This is a genomic window from Streptomyces sp. NPDC021224, assembly GCF_044332905.1.
Taxonomy (GTDB): domain Bacteria; phylum Actinomycetota; class Actinomycetes; order Streptomycetales; family Streptomycetaceae; genus Actinacidiphila.
Window position 1 is genome coordinate 1 of record NZ_JBIRPW010000013.1, and the last position, 14,017, is coordinate 14,017.

General features: G+C 71.5%; 12 protein-coding genes, 1 rRNA gene and 1 riboswitch. Of the genes, 12 read left to right on the forward strand and 1 reads right to left on the reverse strand.

The window, feature by feature from the left end:
• From rrf to ACH4PY_RS27165, 11 genes are all read left to right on the forward strand, one after another.
• Positions 1–86: ribosomal RNA gene (gene rrf, locus ACH4PY_RS27115) — 5S ribosomal RNA — on the forward strand; the annotation flags it as partial.
• Between the two features lie 111 nt (positions 87–197).
• Positions 198–806, forward strand: coding sequence for a CDP-alcohol phosphatidyltransferase family protein (locus tag ACH4PY_RS27120; protein ID WP_167982576.1), 609 nt, complete (start codon positions 198–200; stop codon positions 804–806).
• Positions 807–831: 25 nt separating this feature from the next.
• The gene (locus ACH4PY_RS27125; protein ID WP_398188202.1) at positions 832–3,327 is read left to right on the forward strand and encodes a sugar phosphate nucleotidyltransferase; all 2,496 of its coding nucleotides are present in this window, start codon (positions 832–834) and stop codon (positions 3,325–3,327) included.
• A gap of 87 nt (positions 3,328–3,414) precedes the next feature.
• A complete protein-coding gene (locus tag ACH4PY_RS27130; protein WP_398188205.1) occupies positions 3,415–4,359 on the forward strand; it encodes a DUF881 domain-containing protein in 945 nt (314 codons plus the stop codon).
• A complete protein-coding gene (locus tag ACH4PY_RS27135) occupies positions 4,356–4,688 on the forward strand; it encodes a small basic family protein (protein ID WP_031518694.1) in 333 nt (110 codons plus the stop codon). Before ACH4PY_RS27130 ends, ACH4PY_RS27135 begins: the two co-directional genes overlap by 4 nt.
• A gap of 7 nt (positions 4,689–4,695) precedes the next feature.
• Complete coding sequence (locus ACH4PY_RS27140) at positions 4,696–5,571, forward strand: DUF881 domain-containing protein (RefSeq protein WP_398188208.1); 876 nt, start codon at positions 4,696–4,698, stop codon at positions 5,569–5,571.
• A gap of 64 nt (positions 5,572–5,635) precedes the next feature.
• The gene (locus ACH4PY_RS27145; RefSeq protein ID WP_398188607.1) at positions 5,636–6,460 is read left to right on the forward strand and encodes an FHA domain-containing protein; all 825 of its coding nucleotides are present in this window, start codon (positions 5,636–5,638) and stop codon (positions 6,458–6,460) included.
• A gap of 47 nt (positions 6,461–6,507) precedes the next feature.
• Positions 6,508–7,251, forward strand: coding sequence for a MerR family transcriptional regulator (locus ACH4PY_RS27150; RefSeq protein ID WP_398188211.1), 744 nt, complete (start codon positions 6,508–6,510; stop codon positions 7,249–7,251).
• Positions 7,252–7,342: 91 nt separating this feature from the next.
• Positions 7,343–7,816, forward strand: a complete 474-nt coding sequence (locus tag ACH4PY_RS27155) for a bifunctional nuclease family protein (protein WP_398188214.1) — start codon at positions 7,343–7,345, stop codon at positions 7,814–7,816.
• Positions 7,817–8,078: 262 nt separating this feature from the next.
• A complete protein-coding gene (locus ACH4PY_RS27160) occupies positions 8,079–8,678 on the forward strand; it encodes a MerR family transcriptional regulator (protein WP_398188217.1) in 600 nt (199 codons plus the stop codon).
• A gap of 100 nt (positions 8,679–8,778) precedes the next feature.
• Positions 8,779–10,179, forward strand: a complete 1,401-nt coding sequence (locus tag ACH4PY_RS27165; protein WP_398188219.1) for a DNA polymerase IV — start codon at positions 8,779–8,781, stop codon at positions 10,177–10,179.
• A gap of 22 nt (positions 10,180–10,201) precedes the next feature.
• On the opposite strand, the gene ACH4PY_RS27170 is transcribed toward ACH4PY_RS27165, so the two are convergent.
• On the reverse strand, positions 10,202–10,618 hold the full coding sequence (locus ACH4PY_RS27170; RefSeq protein WP_398188222.1) for a PRC-barrel domain-containing protein: 417 nt from the start codon (positions 10,616–10,618) through the stop codon (positions 10,202–10,204).
• Between the two features lie 133 nt (positions 10,619–10,751).
• Positions 10,752–10,861, forward strand: a riboswitch (glycine riboswitch).
• A gap of 186 nt (positions 10,862–11,047) precedes the next feature.
• On the opposite strand from ACH4PY_RS27170, the gene gcvP reads away from it, so the two are divergent.
• The gene (gene gcvP, locus ACH4PY_RS27175) at positions 11,048–13,942 is read left to right on the forward strand and encodes an aminomethyl-transferring glycine dehydrogenase (protein WP_398188225.1); all 2,895 of its coding nucleotides are present in this window, start codon (positions 11,048–11,050) and stop codon (positions 13,940–13,942) included.
• Positions 13,943–14,017 lie beyond the last annotated feature (75 nt).

Genomic DNA, 14,017 nt, shown 5'->3' on the forward strand with positions numbered 1-14,017 from the left:
GTTACATTCCGAACCCGGAAGCTAAGCCTTTCAGCGCCGATGGTACTGCAGGGGGGACCCTGTGGGAGAGTAGGACACCGCCGAACAAATATTGAGGCCTGGCCTCGGATCCCTGATCCGGGGCCAGGCTCTTTTTGTGCCTGGGGTAGAGTCGGCGCGCAAACGTACATACATGGAACGGCACAGGAGGGGACCTGGTGGAGGTCCAGGAGACGCGGGTGCAAACGGATCGGATCTTCACGATCCCGAACATCCTCAGTATGGCCCGCCTGGTGGGTGTACCGGTGTTCCTGTGGCTGATTCTGTGGCCCGAGTTCGACGGCCCCAAGGCTGACGGGTGGGCACTCCTGGTGCTGGCGTTCAGCGGGGTGAGTGACTACCTCGACGGCAAGCTGGCGCGGCGATGGAACCAGATCAGCAGCCTCGGCCGGATCCTGGACCCGGCCGCCGACCGGCTCTACGTGCTGTCGACCCTCGTCGGGCTCACCTGGCGCGGCATCCTGCCGCTGTGGGTCACCGTGCTGCTACTGGCGCGTGAGGCGATGATGGCGGTGATGCTCCTGATTCTGCGGAGACACCGCTACGGCCCACCCCAGGTGAACTTCATCGGGAAAGCGGCTACCTTCAATCTCATGTACGCCTTTCCGCTGCTGCTGCTGAGCGACGGCAGCGGATGGCTGGCGACACTGGCGGCTGTTTTCGGCTGGGCTTTCACAGGTTGGGGTACAACCCTGTACTGGTGGGCAGGGATCCTCTACGTGGTGCAGGTCCGGCGGCTTGTGAGGGCGGACACCACGGCTGACTGACGTCACGAGGAGGATGTTTTCCGACATGAAAGCGGTTGTTATGGCCGGAGGCGAAGGTACCCGCCTTCGTCCGATGACCTCAAGCATGCCCAAACCTCTGCTCCCAGTGGTGAATCGGCCGATCATGCAGCATGTCCTGACGCTGCTCAAACGGCACGGGCTCACTGAGACCGTCGTCACCGTCCAGTTTCTCGCGTCCCTGGTGAAGAATTATTTCGGGGACGGCGAGGAATTCGGGATGGAGCTGACGTACGCGAACGAGGAGAAGCCGCTCGGCACAGCGGGCAGCGTCAAGAACGCCGAGGACGCGCTCAAGGACGACTCCTTCCTGGTGATCTCGGGTGACGCGCTCACCGATTTCGACCTCGGTGAACTCATCGCGTTCCACAAGCAGAAGGGCGGTCTCGTCACCGTCTGCCTCACGCGGGTGCCCAACCCGCTGGAGTTCGGCATCACGATCGTGGACGACGAGGGCCGCGTCGAGCGCTTCCTGGAGAAGCCGACCTGGGGCCAGGTGTTCTCCGACACGGTGAACACCGGCATCTACGTCATGGAGCCAGAGGTCTTCAACTACGTCGAGGCCGACGTGCCTGTCGACTGGTCGGGTGACGTCTTCCCGCAGTTGATGAAGGAAGGCAAGCCCATCTACGGCTATGTGGCCGAGGGCTACTGGGAGGACGTCGGCACCCACGAGAGCTATGTGAAGGCCCAGGCGGACGTCCTGGAGGGCAAGGTCGACGTCGACATCGACGGCTTCGAGATCTCGCCCGGCGTATGGGTGGCCGAGGGCGCCGAGGTGCACCCCGACGCCGTCCTGCGCGGGCCGCTCTACATCGGCGACTACGCGAAGGTCGAGGCCGGCGCGGAGATCCGCGAGCACAGCGTCATCGGCTCCAACGTCGTCGTGAAGACCGGCGCCTTCGTGCACAAGGCGGTGGTGCACGACAACGTGTACGTCGGCCCGCAGACGAACCTGCGCGGCTGTGTCATCGGCAGGAACACCGACGTCATGCGTGCCGCCCGGATCGACGAGGGCGCGGTGATCGGCGACGAGTGCCTCATCGGCGAGGAATCGATTCTCTCGGGCAATGTCCGCGTCTACCCCTTCAAGACGATCGAGGCCGGCGCCTTCGTCAACACCTCGGTCATCTGGGAGTCGCGCGGTCAGGCGCACCTGTTCGGCGCCCGCGGCGTGTCCGGCATCCTCAACGTCGAGATCACGCCCGAGCTGGCCGTGCGGCTGGCCGGGGCGTACGCGACGACGCTCAAGAAGGGCGCGACCGTCACCACTGCGCGTGACCACTCCCGTGGTGCGCGTGCACTCAAACGGGCGGTCATCTCGGCGCTCCAGGCGAGCGCGATCGAGGTACGCGACCTGGAGAACGTGCCGATGCCCGTCGCGCGCCAGCAGACGGCCCGCGGCAGCGCCGGCGGCATCATGATCCGCACCTCACCGGGGCGGCCGGACTCGCTCGACATCATGTTCTTCGACGAGCGCGGCGCCGACCTGTCCGCCGCGGGCCAGCGCAAGCTGGACCGGGTCTTCGCCCGCCAGGAGTACCGCCGGGCCTTCCCCGGCGAGATCGGCGACCTGCGCTTCCCGTCGACGGTCTTCGACTCCTACACCGGCGCGCTGCTGCGTGCCGTGGACACCTCCGGCATCGCGGAGTCGGGCCTGAAGGTCGTGGTGGACGCCGCCAACGGCAGCGCCGGCCTCGTCCTGCCGTCGCTGCTCGGCCGGCTCGGCGTGGACTCGCTGATGGTCAACCCGGGCCTCGACGAGGCACGCCCCACCGAGACCGAGGAGACCCGCCGGGCCGGCCTCGTACGGCTCGGGGAGATCGTGTCGTCGGCGCGGGCCGCCTTCGGTGTGCGCTTCGACCCGGTCGGCGAGCGGCTGTCGCTGGTGGACGAGCGCGGGCGGATCGTCGAGGACCACCGGGCCCTGCTGGTGCTGCTGGACCTGGTGGCGGCCGAGCGGCGCAGCGGCCGGGTGGCGCTTCCGGTCACCACGACCCGGATCGCCGAGCAGGTCGCGGCCTACCACGGCACGCAGGTCACGTGGACGACGACGTCCCCGGAGGACCTGACGCGGGTGGCCCGCGAGGAGGGCACGATCTTCGGCGGCGACGCCGGCGGCGGTTTCATCGTGCCCGAGTTCAGCAGTGTCTTCGACGGGTCCGCGGCCTTCGTGCGGCTCATCGGCCTGGTGGCGCGTACCCAGCTCACCCTCAGCCAGATCGACGCCCGTATCCCGCAGGCGCACGTGCTCAAGCGGGACGTGCCGACCGGCTGGGCGGTCAAGGGCTCGGTCATGCGGCGGGTCGTCGAGGAGGCGGGCGACCGGTCGGTGGACACCACCGACGGTGTGCGGGTCGTGGAGTCCGACGGGCGGTGGATCATGGTGCTGCCCGACCCGGCCGAGGCGGTCACGCACCTGTGGGCCGAGGGCCCGGACGACGCGTCCGCGCAGGCACTGCTGGACGAGTGGTCGCAGATCGTGGAGAGCGCGGGGCAGTAGCGCGCGGTGGTCCCGCTCGCGGCGCGTCCGTCCTGAACGGCGCGCCGCGAGGGGGCCGTTCGAGTGCAGCGGTCACGCCATGCGACGATGTGCGGCATGCCGCAGCCGCAACCCGATCGGAGCAGCTCCGCGCCCCGGTCCGACCGGCGGCGTCCCGACGCCTCCATGTTCCTGCTCACCAACGTCATGGAGCACGCCCTCGACGACGGCTACGCGGAGGCGGCTGCCCGCCGCGGGCGGACCGGCAGCTCGCGGCTGCCCACCTCGCTCGCCGGGCGGCTCGGCCTGGCCGGCGGGCTGCTGCTCGCCGCGGTCGTGATCACGGTGGGGGCGGCCCAGGCGCACCGCGCGGCGCCCACCGAGGCCAAGGAGCGGCAGAAGCTCATCGACCGGGTGCAGACGCAGACGGGGAAGGCCGACGCGCTGCAGAAGGACGTCGACGGCCTGCGCGACACGGTGTCGGCCGAGCAGCGCGCGGCCCTGAAGGACCAGGGCGACGGCCGCGAGGAGCTGCTGGAGGTGCTCGCGGGCGCGACGCCGGTGCACGGGCCCGGCGTCAGGCTCGTCGTGGACGACGCCAAGGAGGCCTCCACGGGGGATTCCGGCGGCCCTCGGGAGAGCAACGGCTTCTCCGACACCGGGCGTGTCCGCGACCGCGACATGCAGCGCGTGGTGAACGGCCTGTGGGCGTCCGGCGCGGAGGCGATCTCCGTCAACGGGCAGCGGCTGACGGCACTGTCGGCCATCCGGGCTGCCGGAGACGCCATACTGGTCGACAACAGACCGCTGGTTCCGCCGTACACGGTGCTGGCGATCGGTGACGGGGAGAAGCTGAGCACGGCGTTCCAGGACAGTGCGGACGGTCAGTACCTGCACGTGCTGGAGCAGAACTACGGGATCCGGGCGAGCGTCACCGTACAGAAGGACGTCCGCCTGGCCGCCGCACCCAGCCTCATCGTGCGGTACGCCCGGCCGGTCGCGGGCAGCAGCGGGCCGCCGGACACCGGCGCAACAGGGAAGGGTTCGTCGTGATCGCCGTACTGGGCCTCGTCGTGGGCATCGTGGTGGGACTCGTGGTGCGTCCCGTGGTGCCCACCGGGGTGGAGCCCTATCTGCCCATCGCGGTCGTCGCGGCCCTCGACGCCGTCTTCGGCGGCCTGCGGGCGATGCTCGACGGAATCTTCGACGACAAGGTCTTCGTGGTCTCGTTCCTGTCCAACGTGGTCGTGGCGGCGCTCATCGTCTTCCTCGGCGACAAGCTGGGCGTCGGCGCCCAGCTGTCCACCGGGGTGGTCGTCGTCCTGGGCATCCGGATCTTCTCCAACGCCGCCGCCATCCGCCGGCACGTCTTCCGGGCGTGACCGCGGCATGAGCGACCAGTACGACGAGCACGCCCCGGACGACGGCGCCGACGCGCACCGCCCGGAGGCGCGACGCGACGGTGCGGACGCGCACGGGGACCCGGTACCGGACGGCACGGCGCCGGAGGGCGCAGAAGGCCCTCAGGAGCCGCAGGAGAAGCTCACAGGACGGCAGCGGCTGGTGGCCGGGCTGTGGCCGCCGCGGGCCTCCCGCGCGCAGCTGACGGTCGCCGTGCTGCTCTTCGTGCTGGGCCTCGGCCTGGCCATCCAGGTGAACACCACCAGCGACAACGGCGGCACCCTGCGCGGCGCCCGCCAGGAGGACCTGGTGCGCATCCTCACCGAGGTCGACAACCGTACGCAGCGGCTGGAGGACGAGAAGCGGGGCCTGGAGACGCAGCGCTCCCAGCTCCAGTCCAGCTCGGACCAGGCCGCCGAGGCGCTCAAGCAGACCCGGCAGAAGGAGCAGCAGCTCGGGATCCTGGCGGGTACGGTCGCCGCCGAGGGCCCCGGCATCACGCTGACCGTCAAAGACCCGCACGGCAGCGTCGAGGCGGACTCGCTGCTGGACACGTTGCAGGAGCTGCGGGCGGCGGGTGCGGAGGCCATCCAGATCAACTCCGTGCGGGTCGTGGCCGACACGTACTTCACCGACGGCTCCGACGGTGTGCTGATCGACGGGCACAAGGTCACCCAGCCGTACGTCTTCACGGTGATCGGCAACCCGCAGGATCTCGAACCGGCCCTCAACATCCCCGGCGGGGTGGTGCAGACACTGGAGAAGGAGCAGGCCACGGCAGATGTGGTGCGGTCGCAGAAGATCGTCGTGGACGCCTTGCGGCCATCGAAGCAGCCTGACTACGCTCGGTCGTCATCCCGGTGAGGCGGGGGGTCGGGGCGTCGCTGAGTTGGTGTGTGGTGGAAACTGTGTGTAGTGAGAGTTCGTCCTGCCTTACGGGCGGGTCTGCGTCTTTCGAGGGGAATCGCCCGTGAAGCTGTTTGGGAAGTTGTTCGGCAAGAGCGCTCGGCAGTCGGCCGACCCGGCGACGGCACGGCACCGCGCCCGGCGTGGTCCGGCGGACGAGCAGTCCGACGAACGCCCGCTGTTCCGCAACGACGGCCAGGGCCGCGGTGGACCGTCCGGCGCGCCCGGCGTGGCGTCTGTTGACCCCGCTCCCGCCGCTCGCATAGGTTCCGGGGAACCAGCGGCCTCGACCACGGGTGGAGGGTTCGGTTTGCCGGTCTGCGGCAGGTGCGGTTTCACGAACACGGAAGCGGCCCGTTTCTGCTCCAACTGCGGCGCCCCGCTGCGCCCGGGGAGCGGGCCCGGCTACCAGAGCGCGTCCGAGACGACGTCCACGATCTCCATCTCCGGGATCGAGGCGTACGAGGCGGAGGCCACCGGCCAGATCCTCTCGCCGTCGCTGTCTCCCGAGGCGCAGGCCGCCGTGGAGGCGCTGCCGCCCGGCTCGGCGCTGCTCGTGGTGCGCCGCGGGCCGAACTCCGGCAGCCGCTTCCTGCTGGACGGCGAGCTGACCACCGCGGGACGCCACCCGCAGAGCGACATCTTCCTGGACGACGTGACGGTCTCCCGGCGGCACGTGGAGTTCCGCCGCGGTGCCGACGGCCTGTTCACCGTCTCCGACGTGGGCAGCCTCAACGGCACCTACGTCAACCGGGAGCGGATCGACGCGGTGCTGCTGTCCAACGGGGACGAGGTCCAGATCGGGAAGTACCGGCTGGTCTTCTACGCCAGCCAGCGGGGCTACTGACCGCGGCAGCCCCAGCCGACCCCCGCTCCCGTGCAGGAAGGGTGCGCATGCCGCGAACGACGGGCGGTGCCGGAGACGGCACCGCCGCCACGGACGGCGCACTGCTGAGCATCGGTGCCGTGCTGGGGCAGCTCCAGGAGGAGTTCCCCGAGGTCACGATCTCCAAGATCCGCTTCCTGGAGGCCGAGGGCCTGGTCGAGCCGCGGCGCACCCCGTCGGGTTACCGCAAGTTCGCCGCGGACGACGTCCAGCGGCTCGCGTACGTGCTGCGGGTGCAGCGCGACCACTACCTGCCGCTGCGGGTGATCAAGGAACATCTGGAGGGCCTCGACCGCGGCGAGCAGCCGGTCCTGCCGGCGCTCGCCGCCGAGGCCGCCCCGGAGGCCCCCGCGGGCGACGGGGAGCCCCTGGCGGCCGTACACGGGCCGCGGCTGTGCCGCGAGGACTTCCTGGCCGCCACCGGGGCCGGCGAGGCGGAGCTGGCCCAGTGGGAGTCCTACGGGCTGGTCGCGGCCACCGGCGACGGCGGCTACGAGGCCGAGGCGGTCACGATCGGGCGGCTCATCGCCGACCTGGGCCGCTACGGGCTGGAACCGCGGCATCTGCGGGCGGTCAAGGCCGCCGCGGACCGCGAGGCGGGACTGGTGGAGCAGCTCGTGGCGCCGCTGCGCCGACACCGCAACCCGCAGACCCGGCGACACGCCGAGGCGACCGCGGAGGAGCTGGCCGAACTGTCGGCTCGGCTGCACGCCGCGATGCTGCGCTCGGCCTTGCGGCTGCGGCTGCGCTGACCGGGCGTTCCCGCCGCCGGGTACGAACCGGACGGCGGCCCCGGCCGTGCCCGACTACCCAAACCGGCTGGGGACGTCCTAGGGTTGACGTGTGAAAGAGCTCGATGTTGTGGGTGTCCGGGTGGAAATGCCCTCCAATCAACCGATCGTGCTCCTGCGTGAAGTAGGAGGCGACCGGTATTTGCCCATCTGGATCGGGCCGGGCGAAGCCACCGCCATCGCCTTCGCGCAGCAGGGCATGACCCCTGCGCGACCGCTGACGCACGACCTGTTCAAAGACGTGCTGGAAGCCGTGGGGCAGACGCTCACCGAGGTCCGCATCACCGACCTGCGGGAGGCCGTCTTCTACGCCGAGCTGGTCTTCGCCAGCGGTGTCGAGGTCAGCGCCCGTCCGTCCGACGCCATAGCGCTCGCGCTGCGCACCGGCACGCCGATCTACGGCAGTGACGGGGTGCTGGACGACGCCGGGATCGCGATTCCGGACGAGCAGGAGGACGAGGTGGAGAAATTCCGCGAGTTCCTCGACCAGATCTCGCCCGAGGACTTCGGCACCAGCAACCAGTGACCGCCGGCGGCCGTCGCGGGTCTCCCGCGGCGGCCGTGTGCGTGCGGTAACCGGGACGGTGGCCAGGGCAATGTTGTCACCATGAGGCCATCCGGGGAGGAATTCCCGGCTCCGGTCACATCAAACCACTCCTGGGGTGACTTTCACTCGGCGTGCCGAGTGTGGCGATCGTTGACGCACCCCTGGTGACTGCCTAACGTCGAAGTGGAAAGTCCCGTGGCACGTGCGCGCGGTGTCGGGGACGAGAAGGACGGAGGGCGGCGTGAGAAGCACCGGCGACGGTTCGGCGACCGGCGGCCCGTATCCGGCCAGGGGGGCGCTGGCCCGCGCGGCCGAGCCGGGGCTCGTGCCCGCGGCCGAGCCCGCACCGGAGCTGGTCGGTTACCGCGGTCCCACGGCCTGCGCGGCGGCGGGCATCACCTACCGCCAGCTGGACTACTGGGCGCGTACGGGCCTGGTCGAGCCCAGCGTCCGCCCGGCCTACGGCTCGGGCACCCAGCGGCTCTACAGCTTCCGTGACGTGGTCGTGCTCAAGATCGTCAAACGGCTGCTGGACACGGGTGTGTCCCTGCAGAACATCCGCACGGCCGTACGCCAGCTGCGCTCCGTCGGCCCGGCCGAACTGGCCAGGATGACGCTGATGAGCGACGGCGCGACCGTGTACGAATGCACTTCGCCCGCCGAGGTCGTCGACCTGCTCCAGGGCGGTCAGGGCGTCTTCGGCATCGCCGTCGGCGTGGTGTGGCGGGACGTGGAGAGTTCGCTGTCCGAGCTGCACGGCGAGCGGGTGGACACCGGCGAGACGCTGGTGGGGCACAACCCCGCCGACGAGCTGGCCCGGCGGCGCAACCGGGCGGTCTGACCCCGGCGCCGGGTGTCCCGCGGCGGTCCGCCGCAGGACACGGACGCCGTACCGTACACATGTACGGCCATTGTCGGTGGGATGGGGCACGATCGAGGGTGTGAGAAGTGCGCCGACGATCCTGCACCTGGACATGGACGCGTTCTTCGCCGCGGTTGAGCAGGCCTCCAAGCCGAGCCTGCGGGGCAAGCCTGTGGTGGTCGGCGGCCTCGGTCCCCGCGGCGTGGTCGCGACCGCGTCCTACGAGGCCCGCGTGCACGGCGTCCACTCCGCGATGGCCACCGCGCACGCCCGCCGGCTCTGCCCCAACGCCGCGTACCTGGTGCCGCGCTTCACCCTCTACCGCGCGGTCAGCGACATCGTGATGGAACTGCTGGGCGCGGCGTCCCCGCTGATCGAACCACTGAGCCTGGACGAGGCCTTCGTCGACCTGGAGGCGGGGGAGTGGGCCGTGGCGCCCCGGGAGGTCGCCGAGCGGCTGCGGGCCGACATCCGGGCCGCCACGGGCCTGACGGCGTCGGTGGGCCTGGCGGGCTCCAAGCTGCTCGCCAAGATCGCTTCCGAGCAGGCCAAGCCGGACGGCCTGGTGGTCGTCGAGCCCGGCACCGAGCGGGCGCTGCTCGACCCGCTGCCGGTGCGCACCCTGTGGGGCGTCGGCCCCGCCACCGCCGAGCACCTGCGGCGGGCCGGCATCCTCACCGTCGCCGAGATCGTGCAGGCCGGGGAGCCCGAGCTGGTGCGGCTGCTCGGCAAGGCGCACGGCACCTCGCTGCACGCCATGGCCGCGGGGCTGGACAACCGCCCGGTGGTCGCCGACCGGGACGTGAAGTCGATCTCCGTGGAGGACACCTTCGACACCGACCTCACCGACCGGGCCCGGGTGCGGTACGAGATCGACCGGCTCGCGGAGCGCTGCGTGCAGCGGCTGCGCGGTGCGGGCCGCTCCGGGCGGACGGTCGTGGTGAAGATCCGGCGGTACGACTTCTCGACGCTCACCCGGTCCGAGACGCTGCGGGCGCCCACCGACGACCCGGCCGTCGTCCGGGAGACCGCACGCCGCCTGGTCGAGGCCGTCGACACCACCGGCGGGGTCCGGCTGCTCGGTGTGGGGGTGTCCGGGCTGGCCGACTTCACGCAGGAGGACCTGTTCGCCCAGGCCGCCCACGAGGCCGAGGACCGGGTGCGGGAGGCCCTGTCCGCGGCGGGTCCCGCGGTGCCCCCGCCGGGCGCGTCCGCCGCGCTGGAGCTGCCCGCCGCGCCGCCGCCCGACCCCGCGCCCGGCAGCCGCTGGCTTCCCGGTCAGGACGTCGAGCACGCCGTGGAGGGGCGCGGCTGGGTGCAGGGCAGCGGTGTCGGCCGGGTCACCGTACGCTTCGAGGTCCCCTCGGACACCGTGCCGGGCCGGGTGCGTACGTTCGCGGTGGACGACCCGGCGCTCGCCCACGCCGAGCCGCTCGCGCTGGCCCCTCACGTGCCCGACCGGGGGCTGCTCGCGGGCTGAGCCGCGCGGGACCGGAGGGCGGTCAGCCGGCGTCGTCCGGGCGGCGGTCGCCGGTGGGCAGGTCGCCGAAGTCGCGGGGGCCGGTGCCGTTGGAGCCGGGCGAGCCGGGGGCGCCCGACGGTTCGGTGGGGACGTCCATGCCGTAGTGGTGGTAGAGCTGGAGCTCCTGCTCGGGCGACAGATGCCGCCCGACGCCGAAATCCGGCGCGTCCCTGATCAGCGACTTCTTGTACGGGACCCGCAGCGCCTCGCCCACCAGCTCGCTCGGCTCCAGCGGGACGAACGCGTCACGCGTGAAGAAGCCGGTGCGCACCGCCGCCCACTCCGGGCTGCCGGTCGCGTCGTCGAGGTACACCTCGTCCACCGTGCCGATCTTCGTACCGTCACGGTCGACAGCGCGGCGGCCGATGAGGCTTCGCGGATCGATATCGGTCTGCACGGGTCCTCCAACCAGCATCCCAGCAACAGCGACACCTGCTGGTTACCACCAAAAGCCACATCACGGACGCTGTCGACCCGAATCTCCGGGCGGTTCGCGGGCAGATCCCGCTGGTAGGCTGGACGCAGGCTGTAGACCCCATGCGGGAGAGTCCTCCGGACACCTGCCACAGCGGCAGACCGGGGGCGCCGAAGGAGCAAATCCTCCCCGGAATCTCTCAGGCACCCGTACCGCAGGGGCGAGGTCACTCTGGAAAGCAGGATCCGCCCCGAGCAGCGCCGTTCGGGTCACGGATCTTCACCGAAGGTGAAAGCCTGCCCGCGCGCGGGTAAGGCGAAGCTCTCAGGTACTGATGACAGAGGGGGAGGCCGTACGGGCGCCCGTGCCGGGCGCCCCCGAAGGTCGTCGCAGACCAGGAGGCCTCCGCAGATGACTGATCCGACCGCACGCCGCCTTCCGCTCGCCGAGCTGGAAGCAGGGCTGCCCTTCGCCCGCCGGCACATCGGCCCCGACACCGCCGCGCAGGCCAAGATGCTCGCCCAGGTGGGCTACAGCTCGCTGGACGAGCTGACGGACGCGGCCGTACCGGGCACCATCCAGAGCGCGGCGGCCCTCGCGCTGCCGCCCGCGCGCACCGAGGCCGAGGCGCTGGCCGAACTGCGCGCGCTGGCGGCGCGCAACCAGGTGCTCGCACCGATGATCGGCCTCGGCTACTACGGCACCTTCACCCCGCCGGTGATCCTGCGCAACGTCATGGAGAACCCGGCCTGGTACACCGCCTACACCCCCTACCAGCCGGAGATCTCGCAGGGCCGGCTGGAGGCGCTGATCAACTTCCAGACGATGGTCGCCGACCTCACCGGGCTGCCCACCTCCGGCGCTTCGCTGCTCGACGAGGGCACCGCGGCGGCCGAGGCGATGGCGCTGTCCCGCCGGGTCGGGAAGGTCAAGGAGGGCGTCTTCCTGGTCGACGCCGACACCTTCCCGCAGACCACCGCCGTCATCGGCACCCGCGCCGAGCCCACCGGTGTCGAGGTCGTCGTCGCCGACCTCAGCGACGGCATCCCCGCCGACGTGGCCGAACGCGGCGTCTTCGGCGTCCTGCTCCAGTACCCCGGGGCCTCCGGCGCCGTCCGTGACCTGCGGCCGGTCATCGAGCAGGCGCACGGCCTCGGCGCGGTCGTGACCGTCGCCGCCGACCTGCTGGCGCTGACCGTCCTGGCCTCGCCCGGCGCGCTCGGCGCGGACATCGCGGTCGGCACCACCCAGCGCTTCGGCGTCCCCATGGGCTTCGGCGGCCCGCACGCCGGCTACATGGCGGTGCGCGAGTCCTACGCCCGCAACCTGCCCGGCCGCCTCGTCGGTGTGTCCGTCGACGCCGACGGCGACACCGCCTACCGCCTCGCCCTGCAGACCCGCGAGCAGCACATCCGCCGGGAGAAGGCGACGAGCAACATCTGCACCGCCCAGGTGCTGCTCGCCGTGATGGCCGGGATGTACGCCGTCTACCACGGCCCCGAAGGCCTGGAGCGGATCGCCCGCCGCACGCACCGCTACGCGGCCGTCCTCGCCGAGGGGCTGCGCGCGGCCGGCGCCGAGGTCGTGCACGGGGCGTACTTCGACACGCTCACCGTGCGCGTGCCCGGCCGGGCCGCCGAACTGGTCGCCGCCGCCCGCGACGCCGGGGTCAACCTGCGGCAGACCGACGCCGACCTGGTCGGCATCGCGTGCGACGAGACCACCACCCGCTCCCAGGTCGCCGCCGTGCTCGCCGTCTTCGGCGGCACCGCCGACATCGAGGAGCTGGACGCCACCGCACCGGACGCGCTGCCCGCAGGGCTCGCCCGCAGCGAGCCGTACCTGACGCACCCGGTCTTCCACCAGCACCGCAGCGAGACCGCCATGCTGCGCTACCTGCGGCGGCTCGCCGACCGCGACTACGCGCTGGACCGCGGCATGATCCCGCTGGGCTCGTGCACGATGAAGCTCAACGCGACCACCGAGATGGAACCCGTCACCTGGCCGGAGTTCGGCGCGCTGCACCCCTTCGCGCCCGCCGAGCAGGCCGAGGGCTACCTGGCGCTGATCCGCGGCCTGGAGGAGCAGCTCGCCGAGGTCACCGGCTACGACAAGGTGAGCCTCCAGCCGAACGCCGGGTCGCAGGGCGAGCTGGCCGGGCTGCTCGCGGTGCGCGCCTACCACCGGGCCAACGGCGACACCGGCCGTACGGTCTGCCTCATCCCGTCCTCGGCGCACGGCACCAACGCCGCCAGCGCGGTCATGGCGGGCATGAAGGTCGTCGTGGTGAAGACCGGTCAGGACGGCGACGTGGACGTGGCCGACCTGCGCGCCAAGATCGAGCAGCACCGCGAGCAGCTGGCGGTGCTCATGGTCACCTACCCCTCCACACACGGCGTCTTCGAGGACAACATCACCGACATCTGCGCCGCCGTGCACGACGCGGGCGGCCAGGTCTACGTGGACGGCGCGAACCTCAACGCGCTCGTCGGCCTCGCCCGCCCCGGGCGCTTCGGCGCCGACGTGTCGCACCTGAACCTGCACAAGACCTTCTGCATCCCGCACGGCGGCGGCGGCCCCGGCGTCGGCCCGGTCGCGGTCCGCGCGCACCTGGCGCCCTACCTGCCCAACCACCCGCTCCAGCCGGCCGCCGGGCCCGCTACCGGCGTCGGCCCGATCAGCGCGGCGCCGTGGGGCTCCGCCGGGATCCTGCCCATCTCCTGGACCTACGTGCGGCTCATGGGCGCCGACGGGCTGCGCGAGGCGACCCAGCAGGCGGTGCTCAGCGCCAATTACGTCGCCAAGCGCCTGGAGCCGCACTACCCGGTGCTCTACACCGGCCCCGCGGGTCTGGTCGCCCACGAGTGCATCGTCGACCTGCGGCCGCTGACCAAGGAGACCGGCGTCACCGTCGACGACATCGCCAAGCGGCTGATCGACTACGGCTTCCACGCGCCGACCATGTCCTTCCCGGTCGCCGGCACGCTGATGATCGAGCCGACCGAGAGCGAGGACCTGGCGGAACTGGAGCGCTTCTGCGACGCGATGATCGCGATCCGCGCCGAGGTCGACAAGGTCGCCGACGGGAAGTGGCCCGCGGACGACAACCCGCTGCGCAACGCCCCGCACACCGCGGCCGCTCTCGGCGGCGACTGGGAGCACCCGTACACCCGGCAGGAGGCCGTCTTCCCGGCGGGCGTGCGGGCGGCGGACAAGTACTGGCCGCCGGTGCGCCGGATCGACGGGGCCTACGGCGACCGCAACCTGGTCTGCTCCTGCCCGCCGCTGGACGCCTACGACGCCTGACACCTGACACCTGACGCCGGACACCTGACGCCGGACACCTGACGCCACGACGCCCGGCGCGGGCGGACGTGGCAA